The 22,744-nt window shown below is 71.4% G+C and carries 23 protein-coding genes; 11 read left to right on the top strand and 12 right to left on the bottom strand.

Annotation, left to right across the window (positions count from 1 at the left end; translation table 11 throughout):
• Window positions 1-74 precede the first annotated feature (74 nt).
• The 4 genes from rdgB to KZJ41_RS11655 form a co-directional block, all read right to left on the bottom strand.
• Window positions 75-683: an RdgB/HAM1 family non-canonical purine NTP pyrophosphatase gene (gene rdgB, locus KZJ41_RS11670; protein WP_044476031.1), complete on the bottom strand. Its 609-nt coding sequence runs from the start codon at window positions 681-683 to the stop codon at window positions 75-77.
• 10 nt (window positions 684-693) lie between these two features.
• On the bottom strand, window positions 694-1,482 hold the full coding sequence (gene rph, locus KZJ41_RS11665; protein WP_006937538.1) for a ribonuclease PH: 789 nt from the start codon (window positions 1,480-1,482) through the stop codon (window positions 694-696).
• Window positions 1,483-1,495: 13 nt separating this feature from the next.
• Window positions 1,496-2,257 (bottom strand): cyclic nucleotide-degrading phosphodiesterase, encoded by a 762-nt coding sequence (locus tag KZJ41_RS11660; protein ID WP_065923496.1) that lies wholly within the window; start codon window positions 2,255-2,257, stop codon window positions 1,496-1,498.
• Window positions 2,258-2,381: 124 nt separating this feature from the next.
• Window positions 2,382-3,008, bottom strand: a complete 627-nt coding sequence (locus tag KZJ41_RS11655) for a rhomboid family intramembrane serine protease (protein ID WP_065922693.1) — start codon at window positions 3,006-3,008, stop codon at window positions 2,382-2,384.
• 168 nt (window positions 3,009-3,176) lie between these two features.
• Between KZJ41_RS11655 and KZJ41_RS11650 the strand changes: the two genes are divergently transcribed.
• Window positions 3,177-3,329: a hypothetical protein gene (locus tag KZJ41_RS11650; protein WP_168579503.1), complete on the top strand. Its 153-nt coding sequence runs from the start codon at window positions 3,177-3,179 to the stop codon at window positions 3,327-3,329.
• Between the two features lie 16 nt (window positions 3,330-3,345).
• Here KZJ41_RS11650 and KZJ41_RS11645 read toward each other — a convergent pair whose 3' ends face one another.
• Genes KZJ41_RS11645 through clpS form a run of 3 tightly spaced genes read right to left on the bottom strand, consistent with a single transcriptional unit; the run spans window position 3,346 to window position 5,466 of the window.
• Window positions 3,346-4,452 (bottom strand): P1 family peptidase, encoded by a 1,107-nt coding sequence (locus KZJ41_RS11645; RefSeq protein ID WP_065922694.1) that lies wholly within the window; start codon window positions 4,450-4,452, stop codon window positions 3,346-3,348.
• On the bottom strand, window positions 4,449-5,027 hold the full coding sequence (locus tag KZJ41_RS11640) for a DUF2017 domain-containing protein (protein WP_006937528.1): 579 nt from the start codon (window positions 5,025-5,027) through the stop codon (window positions 4,449-4,451). Before KZJ41_RS11640 ends, KZJ41_RS11645 begins: the two co-directional genes overlap by 4 nt.
• Before the next feature lie 55 nt (window positions 5,028-5,082).
• The gene (clpS, locus tag KZJ41_RS11635; protein ID WP_065922695.1) at window positions 5,083-5,466 is read right to left on the bottom strand and encodes an ATP-dependent Clp protease adapter ClpS; all 384 of its coding nucleotides are present in this window, start codon (window positions 5,464-5,466) and stop codon (window positions 5,083-5,085) included.
• A 68-nt stretch (window positions 5,467-5,534) separates the two neighbouring features.
• Between clpS and KZJ41_RS11630 the strand changes: the two genes are divergently transcribed.
• From KZJ41_RS11630 to KZJ41_RS11615, 4 genes are all read left to right on the top strand, one after another.
• On the top strand, window positions 5,535-6,860 hold the full coding sequence (locus KZJ41_RS11630) for a nicotinate phosphoribosyltransferase (RefSeq protein ID WP_065922696.1): 1,326 nt from the start codon (window positions 5,535-5,537) through the stop codon (window positions 6,858-6,860).
• Between the two features lie 5 nt (window positions 6,861-6,865).
• On the top strand, window positions 6,866-7,444 hold the full coding sequence (locus KZJ41_RS11625; RefSeq protein WP_065923497.1) for an isochorismatase family protein: 579 nt from the start codon (window positions 6,866-6,868) through the stop codon (window positions 7,442-7,444).
• 25 nt (window positions 7,445-7,469) lie between these two features.
• On the top strand, window positions 7,470-9,500 hold the full coding sequence (locus KZJ41_RS11620) for an ATP-dependent DNA helicase (RefSeq protein WP_065922697.1): 2,031 nt from the start codon (window positions 7,470-7,472) through the stop codon (window positions 9,498-9,500).
• Between the two features lie 128 nt (window positions 9,501-9,628).
• Window positions 9,629-9,832 (top strand): cold-shock protein, encoded by a 204-nt coding sequence (locus KZJ41_RS11615; protein WP_029542972.1) that lies wholly within the window; start codon window positions 9,629-9,631, stop codon window positions 9,830-9,832.
• 28 nt (window positions 9,833-9,860) lie between these two features.
• On the opposite strand, the gene KZJ41_RS11610 is transcribed toward KZJ41_RS11615, so the two are convergent.
• Window positions 9,861-10,562 carry a GAF and ANTAR domain-containing protein gene (locus tag KZJ41_RS11610; protein ID WP_029542970.1) on the bottom strand — a complete coding sequence of 234 codons (702 nt, stop codon included), beginning with the start codon at window positions 10,560-10,562 and terminating at the stop codon, window positions 9,861-9,863.
• A 277-nt stretch (window positions 10,563-10,839) separates the two neighbouring features.
• On the opposite strand from KZJ41_RS11610, the gene KZJ41_RS11605 reads away from it, so the two are divergent.
• The gene (locus KZJ41_RS11605; protein ID WP_206530813.1) at window positions 10,840-11,034 is read left to right on the top strand and encodes a hypothetical protein; all 195 of its coding nucleotides are present in this window, start codon (window positions 10,840-10,842) and stop codon (window positions 11,032-11,034) included.
• A 45-nt stretch (window positions 11,035-11,079) separates the two neighbouring features.
• On the top strand, window positions 11,080-11,277 hold the full coding sequence (locus KZJ41_RS11600; RefSeq protein ID WP_050035020.1) for a hypothetical protein: 198 nt from the start codon (window positions 11,080-11,082) through the stop codon (window positions 11,275-11,277).
• 154 nt (window positions 11,278-11,431) lie between these two features.
• On the opposite strand, the gene KZJ41_RS11595 is transcribed toward KZJ41_RS11600, so the two are convergent.
• The 3 genes from KZJ41_RS11595 to KZJ41_RS11585 all read right to left on the bottom strand — a co-directional run bounded on the left by KZJ41_RS11595 (window position 11,432) and on the right by KZJ41_RS11585 (window position 13,443).
• Window positions 11,432-11,896: an ATP-binding protein gene (locus tag KZJ41_RS11595; protein ID WP_029542966.1), complete on the bottom strand. Its 465-nt coding sequence runs from the start codon at window positions 11,894-11,896 to the stop codon at window positions 11,432-11,434.
• Between the two features lie 116 nt (window positions 11,897-12,012).
• Window positions 12,013-12,519: an HPP family protein gene (locus KZJ41_RS11590; RefSeq protein WP_251550798.1), complete on the bottom strand. Its 507-nt coding sequence runs from the start codon at window positions 12,517-12,519 to the stop codon at window positions 12,013-12,015.
• A gap of 39 nt (window positions 12,520-12,558) precedes the next feature.
• On the bottom strand, window positions 12,559-13,443 hold the full coding sequence (locus KZJ41_RS11585; protein ID WP_065922698.1) for an alpha/beta fold hydrolase: 885 nt from the start codon (window positions 13,441-13,443) through the stop codon (window positions 12,559-12,561).
• Between the two features lie 93 nt (window positions 13,444-13,536).
• Between KZJ41_RS11585 and KZJ41_RS11580 the strand changes: the two genes are divergently transcribed.
• Entirely contained in the window at window positions 13,537-14,112 is a 576-nt protein-coding gene (locus KZJ41_RS11580) for a TetR/AcrR family transcriptional regulator (RefSeq protein ID WP_006938382.1), read from the top strand.
• Here the strand turns inward: KZJ41_RS11580 and glgP are convergent, their stop codons facing one another.
• Window positions 14,113-16,692: an alpha-glucan family phosphorylase gene (glgP, locus tag KZJ41_RS11575; protein WP_044476069.1), complete on the bottom strand. Its 2,580-nt coding sequence runs from the start codon at window positions 16,690-16,692 to the stop codon at window positions 14,113-14,115.
• A gap of 306 nt (window positions 16,693-16,998) precedes the next feature.
• On the opposite strand from glgP, the gene KZJ41_RS11570 reads away from it, so the two are divergent.
• Genes KZJ41_RS11570 through KZJ41_RS11560 form a run of 3 tightly spaced genes read left to right on the top strand, consistent with a single transcriptional unit; the run spans window position 16,999 to window position 22,707 of the window.
• Window positions 16,999-19,041, top strand: coding sequence for an alpha-1,4-glucan--maltose-1-phosphate maltosyltransferase (locus KZJ41_RS11570; protein WP_029542960.1), 2,043 nt, complete (start codon window positions 16,999-17,001; stop codon window positions 19,039-19,041).
• A complete protein-coding gene (glgB, locus tag KZJ41_RS11565) occupies window positions 19,038-21,236 on the top strand; it encodes a 1,4-alpha-glucan branching protein GlgB (RefSeq protein WP_006938391.1) in 2,199 nt (732 codons plus the stop codon). The genes KZJ41_RS11570 and glgB overlap by 4 nt, the downstream gene beginning before the upstream one ends.
• Window positions 21,237-21,267: 31 nt before the next feature.
• Complete coding sequence (locus tag KZJ41_RS11560; RefSeq protein ID WP_065922699.1) at window positions 21,268-22,707, top strand: metallopeptidase; 1,440 nt, start codon at window positions 21,268-21,270, stop codon at window positions 22,705-22,707.
• The last annotated feature ends 37 nt before the right edge of the window (window positions 22,708-22,744 follow it).

Raw genomic sequence — 22,744 nt, 5'->3', positions numbered from 1 at the left:
AGCCGCCCACGCGATTGCGTGGGCGGCTTCTTGTTTCGCGTGGGAGCGCAGGCTTCGCGCCGCGGCGGCGGGCGTCAGCGGGCGAGCGCTGCGAGATCGGGCACCAATCGTGCCAGTGCGCGCCCGCGGTGCGACGAGGCGTCCTTCTCCTCGGCGCTGAGCTCGGCGGCGGTGCGCTCCTCCCCCTCGGGCCGGAACACCGGGTCGTAGCCGAAACCGTTGGCGCCGCGCGGGCTGTGGACGATGGAGCCGCGCCACTCACCGCGCACGACGTGCACCGCGATCTCGCCGTCGTCACCGGGGACGGCGAGGGCACAGGCGGAGACGAATGCCGCGCCGCGGCGCTCGTCGGGAACGTCCTGCAGCTGCCCGAGCAGCAGTTCGGTGTTGGCGTGGTCGTTGCCGTGCCGCCCCGACCACCGGGCGGAGAGCACCCCGGGCATCGCATTGAGGGCATCGACCTCGAGTCCGGAATCATCTGCGACGCACGGCATTCCGGTCGCCGCCGCGCCGTCGCGCGCCTTGGCGGCCGCGTTCTCCTCGAACGTCGCGCCGGTCTCGGGCGCCTCGTCGTAGGGCGGCACGGCGTCGAGTCCGACGAGGTCGATCCCCTCGATCCCGGCGGCGTCGAGGACGCGCCGCAGTTCGCGCAACTTCTTCGCGTTCCGGCTCGCCACGAGCACCTGCACCCTGTCAGACACCGAACTTCTTCCTGGTCCGCTCCGGGGTCACGGGCTGCGGCAGCGTGCCCGGGTAGGGGGCGTCGAGCGCCTGCTTCTGGATCTCGCACAGTTCGGCGATGCCGGCGAGCGCGGAGTCGAGCATCTTGTCGAGGGTGGACCGGGCGAAGGTCGCACCTTCGCCGGTCCCCTGGACCTCGACGAGGGTGCCGGTGTCGGTGGCGATGACGTTCATGTCGACCTCGGCGCGCACGTCCTCCTCGTAGGGCAGGTCGAGGCGGACGCGGCCGTCGACGACACCGACGCTCACGGCCGCGATGGCGCACGAGATCGGCTGCGGGTCGGTGAGGCGGCCCGCCGCGCTCAGCCACGCGACGGCGTCGACGAGGGCCACGTAGGCGCCGGTGATGGCGGCGGTACGGGTGCCGCCGTCGGCCTGCAGGACGTCGCAGTCGATGGCGATGGTGTTCTCGCCGATGGCGGCGAGGTCGATGCAGGCGCGCAGGGCGCGGCCGACGAGGCGGCTGATCTCCTGGGTGCGGCCGCCGAGCTTGCCCTTGACGGATTCGCGTCCGCTGCGGGTGTGGGTGGCGGCGGGGAGCATCGCGTATTCGGCGGTGAGCCAGCCGAGACCGGAGCCCTTGCGCCAGCGCGGCACGCCCTCTTCGACGCTGGCGGTGCACATGACGCGGGTCTGGCCGAATTCCACGAGCACCGAGCCCGCGGGGTGGTTGGTGAATCCTCGGGTGATCCGGATGGGGCGGAGTTCGTCGTCCGCTCTGCCGTCTTCTCGTGTGGTCACCCGGACGAGCCTATTAGATGGGGTAGACGTCCCCGGCGGACACCGCGTGGACGGGCCCGGAGTACTGCTCCTTGGCTTCGGCGATGACGTCCTCGCGCGAGGTCCACGGCGGGATGTGGGTGAGCAGCAACTCGCCCACCTCGGCGCGAGCGGCGAGCATGCCGGCCTCGGCGCCGGAGAGGTGGATACCGTCGGGGCGGTCGTCGGGTGCGTGGGTCCACGAGGCCTCGGACAGCAGGACGTCGGCGCCGCGCGCGAGCTCGACGACCTCGTCGCACATGCCGGTGTCGCCGGTGTAGACGACGGTGCGCCCGGAGTCGCTGGTGATGCGGAATCCGTAGGCCTCGGGCGGGTGGTTGACCCGGCCGGGCTGGATGGTGAGCGCGCCGAAGCGGAAGGCTTCGCCGTCGGCGAGGGGGCGCACGTCGAGGGTGTCGCTGACGTCGTCCATCTCGCCGGCGATCTCGGCGGAGGCGGCGCCGATGCGGACGCTGGTGTCCGAGGGGCCGTAGACGAGGGTCCGCCCGGTGGGGCGGTTCGGGGAATAGCGCCGCCAGACGAGCAGGCCGGGGATGTCGAGGCAGTGGTCGGCGTGCAGGTGCGAGAGCAACAGGGAGACCTCGCCGGGGTCGGCGTAGCGCTGGAGGGCCCCGAGGACGCCGGGACCGAAGTCGATCACCAGGGGCGGGGTGCCCGGGGCGGTGATCAGGTAGCCCGACGCGGCGGAATCCGGCCCGGCCACGCTGCCGGAACACCCCAGGACGGTCATGCGCATGGGGGTCATGCTGCCACGTCCCTGTGGCTGCGACGAAGCCAACGCAGGTTTTGATCGAGAGATGTCACAGTTGCGGCGACGCTGTGAGCCTACCGATCGGTCAGTTGTTGCGCGGGGGTGCGTCTCACCCGAACGAGGAGGTGGGCACGGCCGGCGGGCGGCGGCGGCGACGCTCGTCGGCGGAGAGCAGCCAGGCGGCCAGGACGCCGCCCACGGCGCCGAAGAGGTGCCCCTGCCAGGAGACGCGCGGATCGCTGGGCAGCACGCCCCACAGGATGCTGCCGTAGACGAACAGCACGATCACCCCGATGACGATCTGGCTCGACTGCCGGGTGAAGATGCCGCGTGTGATCAGGTAGGTGAGCCAGCCGAAGACGAGGATCGACGCGCCGATGTGCACGAAGCCGGACCCGGCGGTGAGCCAGGTGCCGAGCCCGCCGACCACCCAGATGATCGCGGTGGCGGCCAGACCGCGGCCGATGCCGGAGACGAGCACGAGGAAGCCGAGCACGAGCAGCGGAATGGTGTTGGCGCTCAGGTGCGCCCAGTCGGCGTGGAGCACGGGTGCGAACGCCACGCCCCACAGCCCGTCGGCGGTTCTCGGTTCGATACCGGCGGAGTCGAGGTCGGCGGGCGCGGCGGCGTCGACGGCTTCGATGCCGTATAGCAGGGCGACGAATCCGGCGATCAGGAGCGCCGCGCGCTGCCAGACGGGCCGGGGCCCGGGACGGGAACCGTCGGGTACGGTCATGCGCTCGCCCTTCGCGTGTGTCCTGTGCTGTGTTCCTGGCTTTCGAGCCTACCGACGTGCGCACCGCTCGACACGTGCGCGGCGACGGTCGGGCTTCGCCGTGAAAGCCCTGTCGACCGGCGGCCCGGTGGCTACTGTGGGAGGCACCGTCGGACCCGGGAGGCAGTCGTGCCGAGAAACGTCGGAGATCGCTACGCCTGCGAGAAGTGCGGCGCGCAGATCGTCTACGAGAAGCCGTGTCCCTGCACCGAGGGGATGCCGCATTCGGAGATCTGCTGCGGCGACCAGATGAAGCGCGTGTCGGAGGGCACGCCGGGCTGAGCCCTCAGCGCGGTCCTCAGCGCGACGTGGGAATCCCGGCCGTGAAGGCGGAGGGGAACACGTCACGATAGGCGGGGATACCCGCGACCGCGGTGGCCTGCAGCACCGCGTCGACGACGGCGCGCTGGACGACCTCGGCGGCCGCCTCGCACACGGCGGCCAGCACGGGCAGTTCGGGCGCGAAGGCCTCCGGGATCGGTCGGCTCGCGCCGGGGGGCGTCGCGGTGCCGGTGGCCAGGGCGAAGAGGGTGTCGCCGTCGAGGGGCGAGTGGGCGGGGCGGACGGCCCGGGCGAGGCCGTCGTGCCCGGCGACGGCGACACGGCGGCAGGCCGCGGCGGTCAGGTCGGCGTCGGTGGCGACGACGCCGATGGTGGTGTTGAGGGCGGTGCCCTTGGATGCGAGGGCGTTGGCGGCGGCGAGGTCGGTTGCGGTGGGCGCGACGAGCCCGAGCCGGGCGGCCCGGGCGGGGCCGAGGCCCCAGGGCAGGCCGGTCTCGGGGTCGAACACCGCTCCGACGGGGTTGGCGACGACGAGGGCTGCGACGGTGACGCCGGCGGCGGGGCCCTCGGTCAGGAACAGGCTCGCGGTGCCGATGCCGCCCTTGAGGGTGCCGGCGCGTGCGCCGACTCCGGCGCCGACGGTGCCGCGGGCGACGGTCGTGCCGGCGGCCGCGGCGGCCCGGTATCCGCTGTCGGCGGTGGGCCGGGCGGACCACTCCCCCACGGGCAGGTCGAAGACGACCGCGCCCGGCACGATGGGCACCACGGCCCCCGGCGGCCCCATCGGAATGCCGCGGCCCTGTTCCTCGAGCCACCGCATCACGCCGTCGGCGGCGGCGAGCCCGTAGGCGCTGCCTCCGGTGAGGAGCACCGCGTCGACGCGCTGGACGGAGTGGCTGGGGTCGAGCAGGTCGGTTTCGCGGGTGCCGGGCCCGCCGCCGCGGACGTCGACGGCGGCGGTGACGGCACGGTCGGGAACGACGACGGTGCATCCGGTGGCCCGCCCGGTGCCGAAGGCGTGGTCGGAGCCGAGGGTGACGTCGGCGTCGAGGGCCTGCCAGTGCCCCACGCGCAGGCCGGCGACGTCGGTGAGCGAGTCGGTGGGTCCGGGCGTGGCCGTCACGGCAGCAGCGCCTGGACGAGGGAGTCCTGCATCCAGGTCAGCCAGTGGTAGACGTCGAGGTGCGGGGCCCGCGGGTCGTCTTCGTCGAGCGTCTCGGGGGTGTCGTCGTCGATGCCGAGGGTGGTGCCGAGGGCCAGCCGGAGGTCGTTGAGCCCGTACAGCCAGGCATCGGCCTGTTCCGGGCTGAGCACCACCTTGCCGCCGGATTCGGGGACGGTGCGCAGGATGACGGCTCCGGCGGCGAGCTTGGCGTCGATGATGTCGGGTTCGTGCAGGCTGCGCAGGGCACCGTTGAGGTCGGCGGATTCGTCGTCGGGATGGACGGTGGCGTCGGCGTCGGGCCGGTGGAAGTCGGGCAGCAGCCGTTGCAGGGCGGGGACGTCCGGCGGGGTGCAGTTGCCGGTGCGCAGGCCGGTGAGGGCGGCGAGGTCGTCCTGCGGGGCGCCGGCGGCGCGTTCTTCGAGCATGCCGAGTACGGATGCGACGAGCGAGCGCAGCACCGACGCCTCGTGTGCGTCCATCTCGGATCGCAGCTTCACGCCTCCGAGCGAGTTCTTCCTGCTCCACTGCCGCACGTCGGTCGGCTCCTCCTGGCTTCGCGGTCGGGATGGTCGGCGAGCGGGCGGCCGGTCACTCGGCCCGCTGCATCGTCGCCCACAGCCCGGCGGCGTGCAGGCGTTGCACGTCGTGTTCCATCTTGTCACGCGAGCCGCTCGAGACGACCGCCTTGCCTTCGTTGTGCACCTTGAGCATCAGCTCGGTGGCCTTGGCCTTGCTGTACCCGAACAGCTTCTGGAAGATGTACGCGACGTAGTGCATGAGGTTGACCGGGTCGTCCCACACGACGGTGACCCAGGGCCGGTCGACTGCTTCGATCTCCTCGACGGTTTCGGCTTCCGCCGGCATTGCCTGCCCTGCCGCCATGGTGAGGGCGGGAAACGAGGCCACGGTGACTGCGTCGGACGGCTCCGGGGGGGCGGTGCCGAACGGGCTTGTCGGGGAACACGTCGCCATGTCTCCAGGGTACGGCGTCGGCGCCCGGCAATACAGCCGCATCCCGGCCCGCGCTCTACAGTGATCGGGTGCCCGATTCCCTTCTGCCGCGCACCGCGACGGCGAGCACCGCCCTGTTCACGGACGTCTACGAGCTGACGATGCTCGAGGCCGCGCTCGCGGACGGCACCGGTTCCCGCCCTTGCACGTTCGAGGTGTTCGCGAGGCGTCTGCCGCCCGGGCGCCGGTACGGCGTGGTCGGTGGGACCGGCCGGCTGATCGATGCGCTGGAGACGTTCCACTTCGGCGAGGAGGAACTGGCCGTAGCGGCACGGTTCCTCGACGCCTCGACCGTGGAGTGGCTGCGCGGTTACCGGTTCTCCGGCGACATCGAGGGCTACCGGGAGGGCGATTTCTACTTCCCCGGTTCGCCGGTGCTGGCGGTGCGCGGCACGTTCGCCGAGTGCGTCCTGCTCGAGACCCTGATCCTGTCGATCCTCAACCACGACAGCGCGGTGGCGTCGGCGGCGGCGCGGATGGTCAGCGCCGCGGACGGCCGCACGCTGATCGAGATGGGGTCGCGCCGCACCCACGAGGAGGCGGCGGTCGCGTGTGCGCGGGCGGCATACCTCTCGGGCTTCGACGCGACGTCGAACCTCGAGGCGGTGCGCCGGTACGGGGTGCCGGGCACGGGTACCGCGGCGCACGCGTTCACGCTCGTGCACACCACCGGGGCGGGCCGCGACGAGGCGGCGGCGTTCCGGAGCCAGGTCGAGACGCTCGGGGTGGGGACCACGCTGCTGGTGGACACGTACGACATCACCAACGGGGTGCGCACGGCCGTCGAGGTGGCCGGCACCGGACTCGGGGCCGTGCGGATCGACTCGGGCGATCTCGGCGTGCTGGCCCGGCAGGTGCGGGAGCAGCTCGACGGCCTGGGCGCGACGAACACGAAGATCGTGTTGTCGGGTGACCTGGACGAGTACTCGATCGCAGGTCTGCGCGCCGAGCCGGTCGACGTGTACGGCGTCGGGACGTCGCTGGTCACCGGCTCGGGCGCGCCCACGGCCGGGATGGTCTACAAGCTGGTCGAGGTCGACGGCATCCCGGTGGAGAAGCGCAGCGCGCACAAGGAGTCCCGGGGCGGCGCCAAGCGCGCGGTGCGGTTCGCCCGCCCGACCGGCACGCTGGTGGAAGAGGTGATCTACCCGGCGGACGCGCCCGCACCGGGGGGCGACGGCGAGGTGGTGCACGAGCTGATGGTTCCGCTGGTCTGCAACGGCGAGCGGGTCGGCGACGGGCCTACGCTGGAGGAGAGCCGGGCATTGCTCGCGCACGGGCTGATCAGTCTCCCGTGGGAGGCCCTGACCCTGTCGGCGGGCGAGGCCGCGGTGCCGACCCGATTCGTGAGGTGAGGACGTTGTCGCGGGCGCTGATCATCGTCGACGTGCAGAACGACTTCTGTGAGGGCGGGTCGCTGGCCGTGGCCGGCGGCGCCGCGGTCGCCGCGGACATCAGCCGGTATCTGGCCGCACACGCGCAGGACTACGCGCACGTGGTCGCCACCCGGGATCACCACGTCGATCCGGGTGCGCACTTCGCCGAGGAGCCGGACTTCGTGGACTCGTGGCCGCCGCACTGCCGGGCGGGAACCGAGGGTGCCGAGTTCCATCCGGCCCTCGACACCACCCGCGTGGAGGCGGTCTTCTCCAAGGGGGCGTTCGAGGCCGCGTACTCGGGCTTCGAGGGCAGCCACGACACGGGCGAGTCCCTCGACGGGTGGCTGCGCGGGCACGGGGTCACCGCGGTCGACATCGTGGGTATCGCCACCGATCACTGCGTGCGGGCGACCGCGCTCGATGCCACCGCCGCCGGGTTCGACACGCGGGTGCTGCTGCCGTACACGGCCGGGGTGAGCGAGGCGACCGTCGAGTCGGCGCTCTCGGCGCTCCGGGGGGCGGGTGTGGACCTGGTCGGACAGGTCGGGCCGCGAACCTGACGGTGGTGCCCAGTACCCTGACGCGGTGCCCGAACTCCCGAATGTGCCGGAACTGCTGCGCACCGCGGTGCACGCGCTGGGCGGCAAGGAACGGCGCAACCAGCTGACCATGGCCTCGGCGGTGGCGCATTCGCTGGACACCGGCGAGCACCTCGCGGTCCAGGCCGGCACCGGCACCGGCAAGTCGCTGGCCTACCTCGTGCCGGCCGTGCGGTATGCGGTGCAGACGGGCCGGACGGTGGTGGTCTCCACCGCGACGATCGCACTGCAGCGTCAGCTGGTGGACCGGGACCTGCCGCGGCTGGCCGGCGCGCTGGAGTCGGCGCTGGGCCGGCGCCCCCGCTTCGCGATCCTCAAGGGCCGCGGGAACTATCTGTGCCTGAACAAGATCCACACCGGTCTGGCCGAGGAGCCGCCTGCGGACGACCAGTTGTTCGACGCGTTCGCCCTGTCGCGGATCGGCCGGGAGGTGCGTCGGATCACGGAGTGGTCGTCGACCACCGGCACCGGCGACCGCGACGACCTCGTCCCCGGCGTGTCGGATGAGGCGTGGCGTCAGGTGAGTGTCACCGCCCGCGAATGCCTGGGCAAGTCGCGGTGCCCGGTCGGCGACGACTGTTTCGCGGAGATCGCCCGCGCCGAGGCCGGGCAGGTCGACGTGGTCGTCACCAACCACGCGCTGCTGGCGATCGACGCGATCAGCGGCATCTCGATCCTGCCCGAGCACGACGTGGTGGTGGTCGACGAGGCGCACGAACTCGTGGACCGCGTCACCGGGGTGGCGACGGCGGAGCTGTCCGGCGGCACCGTCTCGGCCGCGGCGCGGCGCTGCGTGAAGCTGATCGAGGACGAGGACGTCGACCGACTCGAGGGGGCCGCCGAGAACTGGGAGGCGCTGCTCGAGGAGCTGCCGCCGGGGCGGTGGGACGAGTTGCCCGAGGGCGCGGGCGCGGCGCTGGCCGCGATCCGCGACGCGGCGTGGGCCGTGTGCACGGCGATCGGACCACCCAAGGCGGGGCTCGACGCCGAGGCCGCCGCGGCCCGCAACCAGGCGCTGGCGGACGTCGACGAGGTGCACGACTGCGCGGTTCGCGTGCTGACCGCCTTCGAGGAGACGGATCCCGCTGCCCGCCGGGACGTCGTCTGGCACGCCGCCGACGAGTTCCGCGGCAACACCCGCCACACGGTGCGGATGGCGCCGCTGTCCGTCGGCGGACTGCTGCGGTCCCGGCTGTTCGCCGCGTCGACGGTCGTCCTGACCTCGGCGACGTTGACGGTGGGTGGCTCGTTCGACGCGCTCGCCGTCAACTGGGGGCTGCCGCCGCAGTCGCCGGCCCGCAGCGACACCGGCGCGGCGTCGGGGACGGAACCACCGTCGGACGACGGGGACCTGCGGTGGAATTCCCTGGACGTGGGATCGCCGTTCGATCACGCCCGCTCCGGCATCCTGTACGTCGCCAAGCACCTGCCGGCCCCCGGCCGCGACGGGCTCTCCCCCGCGTACCTGGACGAGATCGCGGAGCTGGTCGAGGCCGCCGGCGGCCGCACGCTCGGGCTCTTCTCGTCGATGCGCGCCGCGAAGGCGGCGGCGGAGGCGATGCGGGAGCGCCTGGACACGCCGGTCCTGTGCCAGGGCGAGGACGCGACCGGCGCCCTGGTGGAGAAGTTCGCGGCCGACGAACCGACGTCGTTGTTCGGGACCCTGTCGCTGTGGCAGGGCGTGGACGTGCCGGGACCGTCGCTGTCGCTGGTGATCCTGGACCGGATCCCGTTCCCGCGACCGGACGACCCGCTGCTGGTGGCGCGGCAGCGGGCGGTGGAGGCGCGCGGGGGCAACGGCTTCCTGTCGGTGGCGGCCACCCACGCCGCGCTGCTGCTCGCGCAGGGCGTGGGCCGGTTGTTGCGCAGCACGGACGATCGGGGTGTCGTGGCGGTGCTCGATCCCCGCCTGGCGACCGCACGGTACGGCGGGTATCTGCGCGCGTCGCTGCCCCCGTTCTGGGAGACAGCCGATCCGCGGGTGGTGCGCAAGGCGCTCGTCCGTCTGCGGGGCTGACCGGGCCGCGACGCGTCCGATCCCGAAACGTTCACGACTTTCCCGGAATTTCCGGCCGTTTCGCGGCAGCATCGAAGGCGGCGCAGGCGCCGGAGTCGAGGGTCGCAGGGACAGGGGGCTTTTCGGATATGCCACAGGGCGTTGTGAAGTGGTTCGACGAGGAGAAGGGGTTCGGCTTCATCGCGGAGGAGGGCGGCGGGCCCGACATCTTCGTCCACTACTCGGAGATCGCGGGGACGGGCTTCCGCTCGCTGACAGAGGGTCAGCGCGTCGAGTTCGAGATCGGACTGGGTGTGAAGGGACCTCAGGCGGAGAACGTCCGACCGGTGTGAGAACCGCGGCCGCCGCGGCACCCGGTGATCAGACCCGCAGGCCCACCTCGACGATCGCCTTGGCAACCGACCGCACGGGTGCCTGGTTGCTGCGGGCGTGGCCGCGGATGAGCCGGAACGCCTCGTCGGGGGTGGTGCTCCGGGCGTGGGCGATGATGCCCTTCGCCTGTTCGATGACGATGCGCGAATCGAGCGCCGCCTGCAGTTGCGCGTTCAGCTGCTCGTGCTGCCGCAGCTTGTTGGAGTTGACGATGTAGCCGGTGGCCATGTCTGCGAAGATCTGCGCCGCCGCGATCTCACGATCCGCCCATTCGCGCGGTTCGCACGCGTACAGGTCGAGAGCGCCGATCTTCTCGTCCGCGAGCTGCATCGGTATGCCGGCCACCGCCGCGATCCCGTGCTCGCGGGCCTTCTCGGCGTAGTCCGGCCACAGGTCTGATCGTGTCCGCACGTCGGCGACCGCGATGGGCTCGCCACGATCGAACGCGTACTGGCACGGCCCCACCCCGGCCTCCTCCTGGCAGCGTTCCATCTCCCCCACCACCTCGGCGGCCGCGGTGACGAACTGCAGCCGGCCCTCGCACTGCAGGCTCACGCCGCACCCGAGGAGACCCAGAACGGCGGTCACGCCGTCGACGAGCTCGTCGAGCGCTGCGCCGACGTCGTAGGGGGTGGGCAGCAGGCGCGCGAACCGCGACAGCACCGCCATGAACTCGTCCTGGTCGAACACCGGCGCGCCCCCTCCGGTCGGCAACACCCTCGATAGTGACACACATCACAGTTCTTGGGTGGCGTCGCACGCGTCACATCACATATCCTGGTACACAGAGCGTCCGCCCCAGATCCCGGCGACGCCCGAATCGGAGCCGCCCCGACCCCCGGTGCTCCTCTCTCACTCTCCACGAATCGTGTGGACAGGTTTTCGGGAGAACACCGCTCGAGGCCCGGTTGCCCGTCGCTCCGAGCAGGTGTACCTCCCGGACACGATCCGCGAAGAAGGAACACCCATGGCTCACCTCGCCCATCCGGCTCCCCACAGCGACAACTCGCCGCTGCTCTCGGTACCGTCCATCATCGTCGGTGCCGGCACCCTCTCGTGCGGGCTGGCCGTCGCGATCAGCCGATCCCTCACCCTCGGCGTGCTGGCCGCCCTTCTCACGGTGGCGACGGTCGCGGTCGCAGCGGTGATGATCCGCTCCTGACCTCGCCCACTCCCGACTCCGACGGCCCGCCCGAGCAAGGAACCGATGAACCACCTCAATCACGTCGCCGACCCGAGCACCGTCCCGGGTTCGGCGATGAGCACGGCCGAGATCAAGGCTCGTATCGACGCGATGTTCGCGGACGACCACGGGAACACTGTGACCGGCGACGATCGCAGGGCCACCGCGGCCTCGCCCCGGCGCCCCGGATGGGCGTCGAGCCGGCGCGGCCGCAGGAGCTGACCACCGACGTTCTCCCGGCGTCGGTGGTCTCCGACCGGACCACCGGCTTCCGGACAGCGCCGCAGGGGGGCGCTTCCGGAAGCCGGTGGTCCGTCACTGCCGGGTCACGGCCGATGTGTCACTGCCGGGTCACCGCTGATGCGTCACTACGGGGTCACGGCGCCGCGACGAGCGCGGGCGAGGTCGAGACGTCCCACTTCATCGAGACCGAGGTGCCGTCGGGGACGGTGACGACATCCGTGTGGGACGTCAGGGTCCGGATCAGCGCGAGCCCGTGGCCACGGCAGCTGTCGCCGGACGGATCCTCCGGGGTGCGCCAGCGGCCGTGATCGGTGACGATCACTTCGACGGAACGTTCCCCCGGTCGATAGACGGCCTCCAGGTCGACCGCACCGACACGATCCCCGTACCCGTCGGGATACGCGTGCTCGACGGCATTGGCCAGCGCTTCGTAGCTGGCCAGCAGCACATCCTGCCCGAGTTCGACCTCGAGGTGGAGGCGGTCCAGCCACCGGTCCAGGGCCTGCCGGAGCATCGTCACCTGGCTCGGCTCGGCGCGGACCCCGCGGTAGAACAACCCGGTCGATGTGAACGCCTGAGAGGCGTGTCGCGAGTGCATCCTCCTCCTCGATTTCCGATGCGTCCTCGGTCGGACGCATCGGGTGTATACCCACCGCCCCGCGGTCCTATACCTCGAAGCGAGGGCGTGCGCACAGCGACGGGCGACCGTCCCGGTCAGCCGGCACGGGCGACCCGCGCCGGATAGACGAATCCGGGCAGCACCCGCCCGGCGACGGTCGCGACGTCGAGGACGACGAGGAGCGCCGGCACCAGCGTGGTTCCCACGTAGCCGATCCCCGGGTCCGTGAGCCCGATCGCCCCGGCACACACCGCGGCGGGCACATGCGGCGCCCGCAGCAGCGCCATGGCGACGACCGCAAGTCCCGCTGCGACGGCGGCGCCGGCCTGCGACGGACCGGCGACGGCCGCGACGACGAGCGCCGCGGCCGCGGCCGCAGGGTAGGCCCGCACGATCGCTCCGGGCCGGGCGGCCGGGGTGCCGGGTGCGAGGGCGATGAGGGCTGCGGACGCGACGTACGGCAACCCGAACACCGCCCAGTGGGCGAGGTTCTCGAGGGCGGCGAGCGCGCCGGCCGCGCCGAGCGCGACGGCCCCCGGGGCGAGGGCGGCGGCCAGGGCACGGCGGGACCCGTCCGGTGCATCACCGAGAAGCGGTGGCATCCGATTACTCTCCTTCGGTCTCGGAGTGTGCGGCCGGGCTCAGAGTGCGGCCGGGTTCAGAGTGCGGCCCAGGAATCCACGGACGAGGTCCGCGATCTCCGGCCCGTGGGTCTCGAGGGCGAAGTGGCCTGCGTCGAGCAGGTGAATCTCCGCGTCGGGGAGGTCGCGGGCGAATGCTTCCGCACCGGCGGGACCGAAGATCTCGTCGCCGCGGCCCCACGCCACCAGGGTCGGCGGCCGCCAGGCGCGGAAGTACTCCTGGAATGCCGGGTACGCGTCGAGGTTGAACTGGTAGTCCCAGAACAACTGGAGCTGGATCTCCTTGTTGCCGGGCCGATCGAGGCCCAGTTGGTCGAGCAGCCAGGCTTCCGGGGCGATCCGGTCGAGCCGGTCCTCGGGGACACCGTGGACGTACTGCCACCGGGTCGCCTCGGGCTCGAGGAGGGCACGGACGGTGGATTCGTGGGCGGCGCGGTCCTGTGCGTGGGCGAAGAGGATCTCCCAGAACGGGGTGAACCCTTCGCGGTAGGCGTTGCCGCTCTGGGTGATCAGCGCGGTGACGCGCTCGGGGTTCCCGGCCGCGATCCGCAGGCCGATCGGGGCGCCGTAGTCGTGGAGGTAGAGGGCGAAGCGCGTCAGCCCGATCCGGTCGAGCAGCGCATCGGTGATCTGCGCGAGACGGTCGAAGCTGTAGTCGAACTCGTCGACGGCGGGCATCGCCGATCGCCCGAAGCCGATGTGGTCGGGGGCGACGAGGTGGTACTGGTCGGCGAGCTCGCCGAGCAGGTGGCGGAACATGTGCGAGCTGGACGGGAAGCCGTGCAGCAGAACGAGAGCCGGCGCACCCGGGTCCCCGGCCTCGCGGTAGGAAACGTCGAGCCCGTCGATGGTCTCGGTGCGGTGGCGGACAACGGAAGCGGACATGAGTCCTCCTCGGATCGGTCGGAGAACGAGCGTTCTCCGGTACGTGGTGTAGCGTAGAGAACGATGGTTCTCGATGCAAGAGGGAGGGGCCCGATGGACGCGGACACCGCGCAGACCCGGCTGCTCGACGCCGCCGAGGAACTGTTCAACGAGCACGGCATCCAGGCCGTCGGAATGGACACGATCCGGGCCCGCTCCGGGGTGTCGCTCAAGCGGCTCTATCAGCTCTACCCCGCCAAGGACCGGCTCGTGGAGGCCGTTCTGACCCGGCGCGATCACACCGTGCTGACGGATCTGCGCCGGTATGTCGATGCCCGCACCGATCCGCGCGAGCGGGTTCTCGCGGTGTTCGACTTTCTCGAGGAATGGTTCGCCTGCAGCGACTTCCGCGGCTGCACCTTCATCAACACGTTCGGCGAACTCGGCGGAATCTCCGGTGACGTCGCCGAGATCGCCCGCACGCACAAGGACGCGTTCCGGCGCTACCTGCGCGGACTCGTGGCGGACGCGGGCAGCCCCCCGGCACTGGGCGACCAGCTGGCGATCCTGGCCAACGGGGCGATGGCGACGGCGGCGATCTCCGGTTCTCCCGCCGTCGCGCGGCAGGCCCGCGACGCCGCGCGCGTCCTGCTCGACGCGAGCGGCCGCGGGCCCGGCGCGGAGAGCTAGCTAGGCGAGCACGACCTTGCCGAGTTCGGCGTCCGACGCGAGCAGCTCGTGGTGCGGCAGCACCCGCACCGTGTAGCCGACCGACCCGGCCATCGGCAGCGCGACCTCGACCTCGAAGACCTCGCCCAGCGGGTCCGTGCCGGTGTGCCGCATCGGCACCGTCACCACGTCGGACAGGGTGTCGTCGACCCCGACCCGGCCGACGACGGCCTGAACGACCACGTCGGTCACCCGGAGACCGTCGAGGTACACGTGGGCGGTCAGGGCCAGTTTGGAGCCGATCTCCGGGATGTCCGGCAGTCCGGCGCTGTCGACCTGGGCCACCCGCACGGCCGGCCATGCCGCCTCGACGCGACGCCGGTAGTGGGCGAGCTCGCGCGCTCCGGCGAACCCGTCGGCGACCGCCTCGCGCGCGGCCGCGGCCGCCGGCGCGTAGTACTGCACGGTGTAGTCCCGGACCATGCGGGAGGCGAGCACCTTCGGACCGAGGTTCTGGAGCGTGTGCCGCACCATCTCGATCCAGCGGGTGGGCACACCGCTGCCGTCCCGGTCGTAGAACCGCGGCAGGACCGAGCGCTCGAGCAGCTCGTACAGGGCGCTGGCCTCGAGGTCGTCGCGGCGGTGTTCGTCGATCACACCGTCGGCGGTGGGGATGGCCCAGCCGTTCTCGCCGTCGTACATCTCGTCCCACCAGCCGTCGCGGATGGAGAGGTTGAGCCCGCCGTTGAGGGCCGACTTCATCCCGGAGGTGCCGCACGCCTCGAGCGGGCGCAGCGGGTTGTTCAGCCACACGTCGCAGCCCCAGTAGAGGTACCGGGCCATGGACATGTCGTAGTCCGGCAGGAAAACGATGCGGTGCCGCACGTCGGCGGCATCGGCGAACCGCACCACCTGCTGGATCAGTGCCTTGCCGCCGTCGTCGGCCGGGTGGCTCTTGCCGGCGACGACCAGCTGCACGGGGCGCTCCTCGTCGAGCAGCAGGGCCCGCAGTCGTTCCGGGTCGCGCAGCATCAGGGTGAGCCGCTTGTAGGTCGGCACCCGGCGGGCGAAGCCGACGGTGAGCACGTGCGGATCGAAGACCCCGTCCACCCAGCCGAGTTCGGCCTCGGTGGCGCCGCGCTGGAGCCAGGACCGGCGCAGCCGCCGACGGATCTCCTCCACCAGCTGCGCACGCAACGTGTTGCGGGTGGCCCACAGCTCGCGCGGTTCGACCGTCTGCAGCAGTTCCCAGCCCTGGGCCTCCTCGACCCGGTCGGGACCGGCGAGACGGTTGGCGAACTCGAGCCACTCGCGGGCGGCCCAGGTATGGGCGTGCACGCCGTTGGTGACCGACCCGATCGGCACCTCGCCGGCGTCGAAGCCGGGCCACAGGCCCACGAACATCTCGCGGCTGACCCGGCCGTGCAGCTTCGACACGCCGTTGCTGCGCTGGCCGAGCCGCAGACCCAGGTGGGCCATGTTGAACACACGGGGGTCCGATTCCCGGCCGAGGGAAAGGACGCGGTCCACCCCCAGGCCGGGCAGCAGCGCCGACTCGTTCTCGCCGTTCGGTCCGGAGAAGTAGTGCCGGACGAGTTCCGCCGGGAACCGGTCGATGCCCGCGGGAACCGGGGTGTGGGTGGTGAAGACGGTGCCGGCGCGCACGGCGGCGAGCGCCTCGTCGAAGTCCAGACCGGCGCCCGTGACCAGTTCGCGGATGCGTTCGGCGCCCAGGAACCCGGCGTGTCCCTCGTTCATGTGGAACACCTCGGGATCGCGCAGTCCCGCGATCCGGGTGTAGGCGCGGACGGCGCGCACCCCGCCGACCCCGGCCAGGATCTCCTGCTTGATGCGATGGTCCTGGTCGCCGCCGTAGAGGCGGTCGGTGACCCCGCGCAGTTCCTCGTCGTTCTCGGCGATGTCCGAGTCGAGCAGCAGCAACGGGACGCGGCCCACCTGGGCGATCCACACCCGGGCGGTGAGGGTGCGATTGCCGGGCATGGCGACCTGGATCAGGGCAGGGGTGCCGTCGGCCTCGGTCAGCAGCCGCAGCGGCAGGCCCTGCGGGTCGTAGTTCGGGTAGTGCTCGCTCTGCCATCCGTCGGCGGTCAGGGACTGACGGAAGTAGCCGGAGCGGTAGAGCAGGCCGACACCGATGAGCGGCAGGCCGAGGTCCGAGGCCGCCTTGAGGTGATCGCCGGCCAGGATGCCGAGTCCGCCGGAGTAGTTCGGCAGAACCTCGGAAACGCCGAACTCCATGGAGAAGTAGGCGATGCCGGACGGCAGCCCGGTGCCCTCCTGCTGCTGGTGCTGGTACCAGCGCGGCCTCGCGAGGTAGTCGTCGAGGTCGGCCGACTCGGCGTCGAGCCGCGCGAGGAACTCCTCGTCGGCGGCGAGCGCGTCGAGACGGGCCGGCGGCACCTCGCCGAGCATCCGCACCGGGTCGTGCTCGACGCGACGCCACAGCGCGGAGTCGATCGAGGCGAACAGGTCCTGCGTGGGCGTGTGCCACGACCAGCGCAGGTTGACGGCGAGCGGGCCCAGTCCGGCCAGCCGCTGGGGAAGGTGGGCTCGTACGGTGAACCGACGCAAGGCTCTCACCCCGGGAAGACTACCGACATTCGGCCGGCCGGGAAGACCGGCAAATGCGGCGGCCGTCCGGCGGCCGGGCCACGTTCCCCGCGAGCGGACGCGCGAGCCCCGCGGCACACGGCGCCGCGGGGCTCGCTCGTTCCGTCGCGTCGACCCCGGGTAACAGCTATTGCGGGGCGTCGACGACATTGCGCGTCGCATGAGGGGACGGCGGTGCGTACCTCCACTACGGTTGGGGACGGGCCGCATCCGAAGGCTCGTCAGCAGTCCGTGCGAGGGAAACGGAGCCGGCATGACAGACGGAACGGAGCGAGCGTGACAGGTCGAATCGGAGCCAGCGCGACAGGCCGCCTCGGCATCGACGATGTCCGTCCCGACATCTCGGGAGGGCGACATCCGGTCAAGGCCGTTGTCGGGGAGGTGGTTCCCGTGTCGGCAGTCGTGTGGCGAGAAGGCCACGACGCCGTCGCCGCCACCCTGGCCGTGCGCGGGCCGGGATCGGACCCGGAGAGCGAAGGGAAGCTGATCCGGATCCCGATGGTTCCCGGCGAGGTGCCCGACACCTTCCACGCCGTGTTCACCCCCACCAGTCCGGGACTGTGGACGTACCGGGTGGAGGCCTGGAGCGATCCGGTGAGCACGTGGCGGCACGCGGTGGACGCGAAGGTCGACGCCGGCCAGGGTCCGGAGGACCTGGCGAACGACATCGAGATCGGCGCCCGCCTGTTCGAGAAGGCCGCGAAGACCGCGCCGCGCCCCAACCGGCCGGCCCTGCTCGCCGTGGCCGCGGCGCTGCGTTCGGAGCGGCCGCTCGCCGACCGGATCGCCCCTGCCTTCGCCGCCGACATCACCGAGATCCTGCGGGCCAATCCGCTGCGCGAGCTGATCACCCGCGGGAAGGCGTACACCGCCGTGGTCGATCGGGAACGGGCCCTGTTCGGTTCCTGGTACGAGTTCTTCCCCCGCTCGACGGGCGGGTGGAACGAGGACGGCACGCCACGGCACGGCACCTTCGCCACCGCCGCGGAGGAACTGCCGCGGGTCGCCGCGATGGGCTTCGACGTGGTGTACCTGCCGCCCATCCACCCGATCGGCAAGGTCAACCGCAAGGGACCGAACAACACCCTCACCGCCGGCCCGGACGACGTGGGCTCCCCCTGGGCCATCGGCTCCGACGAGGGCGGCCACGACGCGATCCACCCGCAGCTCGGCACGGAGGACGACTTCCGCGCCTTCGTCGCCCGGGCGCGCGAACTCGACCTCGAGGTGGCCCTCGATCTGGCGCTGCAGTGCGCCCCGGACCACCCGTGGGCGAAGGAGCATCCCGAGTGGTTCACGGTCCTGCCGGACGGCACGATCGCCTACGCCGAGAACCCGCCCAAGAAGTACCAGGACATCTATCCGGTCAACTTCGACAACGATCCGGACGGCATCTACGCCGAGGTGCTGCGCGTGGTGCGGCACTGGATCAGCTTCGGCGTCAAGATCTTCCGGGTCGACAACCCGCACACCAAGCCGCCGAACTTCTGGGAGTGGCTGATCGCCGAGGTCAAGCGCACCGATCCCGACGTGCTGTTCCTGTCCGAGGCCTTCACCCGTCCCGCCCGCATGTACGGCCTCGCCCGACGCGGGTTCACGCAGTCCTACACGTACTTCACCTGGCGCGTGGCGAAGTGGGAGCTGACCGAATTCGGACAGGAGATCGCGGCGAAGGCGGACGAGGCGCGCCCGAACCTGTTCGTCAACACGCCCGACATCCTGCACGAGTCGCTGCAACACGGCGGGCCCGGAATGTTCGCTCTGCGCGCGGCCCTCGCGGCCACGCTCGCCCCGTCGTGGGGGGTGTACTCCGGTTACGAACTCTACGAACACGTCCCGCTGCGACCCGGCAGCGAGGAGTACCTCGACTCGGAGAAGTACCAGCTGCGTCCGCGACGGTTCGACGAGGCCCGCCGCCGCGGCGAATCCCTCGAGCCGTGGATCGCCACGCTCAACCGGATCCGGCGCGCCCACCCGGCCCTGCAGCAGCTGCGCAACATCCACTTCCACCACATCGACAACGACGCCCTCATCGCGTACTCGAAATTCGATCCCCGGACCGGGGATTCGGTCCTCACCGTGATCAACCTCAACCCGTTCGGCGCCGAGCAGGGCACCGTCTGGCTGGACATGCCGGCGCTCGGCCACGAATGGCACGACCAGCTCACGGTGTTCGACGAGGTGTCCGGCGCGCAGTACTCGTGGGGCCAGGCCAACTTCGTCCGGCTCGAACCCTGGCGCGCGGTGGCGCACATCCTGGCGCTGCCCCCGATCGGTGTACCGACGCGAACCACCCTCGCCTACAGGAGCAACTCGTGACAGTGCCCCCGACTCGACGCCACTCCCCCAACCCGCACGACCTCGCCCGGCTGGCGGCCGGCGAGCACCACGATCCGCACTCGGTGCTCGGCGCCCACCCGCATCCGGAAGGCACGATCATCCGGGCCATGCGTCCCCACGCGGAGAAGGTGGCGGCGCGCATCGGCGGCATCGATCACCCACTCGAGCCTCTCGGCCACGACGTGTTCAGCGCGCTCGTCCCGGTGCACGACCTGTCGGACTACCGGCTCGTGGTGACCTACCCGTTCGAGCACACCGTCGTCGTCGCCGACCCGTACCGGTTCCTGCCCACGCTCGGGGAGCTGGACCTGCACCTGTTCGCCGAGGGCCGGCACGAGCGGCTGTGGGAGATCCTGGGGGCGCATCAGCGCTCGTACGAGACCCCCGACGGCACGGTCCGCGGCACGTCGTTCGCGGTGTGGGCGCCCGGCGCGCGCGGCGTCACGGTCGTCGGCGACTTCGACGGCTGGAGCGGCCGGCTCGCGCCGATGCGGGTGCTCGGCTCCAGCGGCGTGTGGGAACTGTTCCTGCCCGACGTGGAGCCGGGTGCGCTGTACAAGTTCCGGGTCCACGGCCGCGACGGCTCGGTCCAGGACAAGGCCGACCCGATGGCGTTCGCCACCGAGGTGCCGCCGGCGACGGCCTCCGTGGTCAACCACAGCAGCTACGTGTGGGGCGACGACGCGTGGCTCGCCGCCCGGGCCGACTCCCGGCCGTGGCAGGAGCCGATGAGCGTCTACGAGGTGCACCTCGGCTCGTGGCGTCCCGGTCTCGGATACCGGGAGCTGGCCGACCAGCTCGCCGAGTACGTCGCGGCGGCCGGCTTCACCCACGTCGAGCTGCTGCCGGTGGCTGAGCATCCCTTCGGCGGATCGTGGGGATACCAGGTCACCTCGTACTACGCCCCCACCGCCCGCTTCGGCACGCCCGACGAGTTCCGTGCGTTCGTCGACCGGTTGCACGCCGCCGGCATCGGCGTGATCGTGGACTGGGTGCCCGCCCACTTTCCGAAGGACGAGTGGGCCCTGGCCCGCTTCGACGGCAGCGCCCTCTACGAACACCCCGATCCCCGGCGTGGCGAGCAGCTGGACTGGGGCACCTACGTCTTCGACTTCGGCCGCCGGGAGGTGCGCAACTTCCTCGTCGCCAACGCGCTGTACTGGATCGACGAGTTCCACATCGACGGCCTGCGCGTCGACGCCGTCGCCTCGATGCTGTACCTCGACTACTCGCGGCCCGAGGGCGGCTGGACCCCCAACGTGTACGGCGGCCGGGAGAACCTCGAGGCGGTGGCCTTCCTGCAGGAGATGAACGCCACCGTGCACAAGCTCCACCCCGGCGTCGTCACCGTCGCCGAGGAGTCCACGGCATGGCCCGGCGTCACCCGGCCCACCCATGCGGGCGGGCTCGGGTTCTCCATGAAATGGAACATGGGTTGGATGCACGACACCCTCGGGTACATCGGCCGGGACCCGGTGCATCGCACGTACCACCACCATGAGATCACCTTCTCGCTGGTGTACGCCTGGAGTGAGAACTTCGTCCTGCCTGTCAGCCACGACGAGGTCGTGCACGGCAAGGGCACGCTCTGGACCCGGATGCCGGGTGGCGACCGCGAGCAGGCCGCCGGCCTGCGCGGCCTGCTCGCGTACATGTGGGCCCACCCCGGCAAGCAACTGCTGTTCATGGGGCAGGAGTTCGGCCAGACCGCGGAATGGTCCGAGGAGCGGGGCCTGGACTGGTGGCAGCTCGACGATCCGCACAACGGACCGCTGCACCAGGGCGTGCACCGGCTCGTCGCCGACCTCAACCGGATCTACCGTGAGCACCCCGCCCTGTGGACGCTGGACACCTCGCCGAGCGGGTACTCGTGGATCGACGCCAACGACTCGGCGAACAACGTGCTGAGCTTTCTCCGTCACGGGAGCGACGGTTCCGTCGTGGCGTGCCTGTTCAACTTCTCCGGATCGACGCATTCGGACTATCGTGTCGGACTACCCGAAACAGGACAGTGGTCGGAGATCCTCAACACGGATTCGACGGCCTACCAGGGCAACGGCGTCGGCAACCTCGGCGCCGTGACGGCCACGGCACGCTCCTGGCACGGGCGCCCGGCGTCGGCGGAGGTGACGCTGCCTGCTTACGGTGCGATCTGGCTGACGTTGCAGCGGTGACCGCCGTCCTCGGACGACAGGAGAAGAACAGGTGACTCGGACGCGGCTGCCGTTCCGCCTCGCGGTACCGGCGCTGGCCGTGATGGTGCTCGCCGGATGTGCCGCTCGCATCGAGGGCACCGCCGTCTCCATCTACGACAACCCGTTCTCGGTGGCGGGCCTGCCGGTGTCCTCGGGCCCGAGCGGCCCGCGGCCCGCCGCCCCGGACGCACAGGTGACGATCGAGAACTCGGACGGCGGGGACGTCGACGTCCTCGCCGGCAACGCGGTCGCCGACATCGAGGCCTACTGGAACGAGGAGTTCCCGCGCATCGCCCGGGGCGCGTTCGAGCCCGTCGGCACGATCGCCTCGTGGGATCCCGACGAGCGCGGCCCGAGGTTCTGCGGCGAATCCACCTTCGAGTTCATCAACGCCGCGTACTGCAACCGCGACGACGTCATCGGGTGGGACCGCACCTACCTGATGCCGCAGCTCATCGAGACGTTCGGCCCGATGGCGGCCGTGACGGTGCTCGCCCACGAGTACGGGCACGCCGTCCAGTTCAAGGCCGGGACGGTCGCCGAGGACGATCCGGGCATCGTGTTCGAGCAGCAGGCGGACTGCTTCGCAGGCGCCTTCATGCGGCACGTCGCCGCCGGCAACTCGGAGCACTTCCGGTTGAACACCTCGGACGGGCTGAACTCGGTGCTGGCGTCGATGGTCTCCTTCCGCGACAGCGACCCCAACGACCCGGACGCGATCCACGGGTCGGCATTCGAGCGGGTCACCGCGTTCCAGATCGGCTTCACCGACGGTGCGGGATCGTGCACCCGCATCGACGCCGCCGAGATCGAGTCCCGGCGCGCCGATCTGCCGCAGTTCTTCGACAGTTCCGACGACGGCGAACTTCCCGTGACCGAGGAGTCGGTGGAGGCGCTGATGGCCTCGTTCCGCCGGGTGTTCGATCTGCCGGAACAACCGGAGCTCGACCTGTCCGGCGCCGACCTCGGCTGTCCGGACGCGAAGGCCACGTCGCCGGTGTCGTACTGTCCCGCCACCAACACCATCGGGGTGGACGTCGACGAGCTGGCGGACCGCGGTACCCCGTTGCAGACCGGCGCCGGGGGGATCACGACCGACGTGCGGGGCGACTACGCCGCCTACGTGCTGCTCGCCTCCCGGTACGCCCTGGCCGTGCAGAACGCGGCCGGCCAGTCGCTCGTCGACCCCCAGACGGCGCTGCGGGCTGCCTGCCTCGCCGGCGTGATCAGCGCGGAACTGAGCCCCGACAGCACCGGCGCCCAGCCGGCCGAGGACATGGTGTGGTTGTCGCCGGGCGATCTGGACGAGGCGGTCTCCGGCCTGCTGACCGACGGCCTCGCCGCCAGCGACGTCAACGGCAACACCGTGCCGAGCGGATTCTCCCGGGTGGACGCGTTCCGCACCGGGGTTCTCGGCGGCGAGGCCGCCTGCTCGGGCCGCTACCACTGACCGACGCGCGGTGGCGGCCCGGGAAGCCGGACCGCCA

Source organism: Rhodococcus sp. 11-3 (assembly GCF_023704055.1).
Taxonomy (GTDB): Bacteria; Actinomycetota; Actinomycetes; order Mycobacteriales; family Mycobacteriaceae; genus Rhodococcus; species Rhodococcus aetherivorans.
This window is presented reverse-complemented; position numbering and strand designations above follow the sequence as displayed.

Excerpts from the sequence above, each read along its gene's own strand:
- KZJ41_RS11660 (WP_065923496.1), bottom strand. The coding sequence starts at position 2,257 with ATGCGCATGACCGTCCTGGGGTGTTCCGGCAGCGTGGCCGGGCCGGAT.
- KZJ41_RS11600 (WP_050035020.1), top strand. The coding sequence starts at position 11,080 with ATGAACCACCTCAATCACGTCGCCGACCCGAGCACCGTCCCGGGTTCG.
- KZJ41_RS11590 (WP_251550798.1), bottom strand. The coding sequence starts at position 12,519 with ATGCCACCGCTTCTCGGTGATGCACCGGACGGGTCCCGCCGTGCCCTG.
- KZJ41_RS11605 (WP_206530813.1), top strand. The coding sequence starts at position 10,840 with ATGGCTCACCTCGCCCATCCGGCTCCCCACAGCGACAACTCGCCGCTG.
- KZJ41_RS11580 (WP_006938382.1), top strand. The coding sequence starts at position 13,537 with ATGGACGCGGACACCGCGCAGACCCGGCTGCTCGACGCCGCCGAGGAA.
- KZJ41_RS11615 (WP_029542972.1), top strand. The coding sequence starts at position 9,629 with ATGCCACAGGGCGTTGTGAAGTGGTTCGACGAGGAGAAGGGGTTCGGC.
- clpS (WP_065922695.1), bottom strand. The coding sequence starts at position 5,466 with ATGGCGACGTGTTCCCCGACAAGCCCGTTCGGCACCGCCCCCCCGGAG.
- KZJ41_RS11655 (WP_065922693.1), bottom strand. The coding sequence starts at position 3,008 with ATGACCGTACCCGACGGTTCCCGTCCCGGGCCCCGGCCCGTCTGGCAG.
- KZJ41_RS11595 (WP_029542966.1), bottom strand. The coding sequence starts at position 11,896 with ATGCACTCGCGACACGCCTCTCAGGCGTTCACATCGACCGGGTTGTTC.
- KZJ41_RS11585 (WP_065922698.1), bottom strand. The coding sequence starts at position 13,443 with ATGTCCGCTTCCGTTGTCCGCCACCGCACCGAGACCATCGACGGGCTC.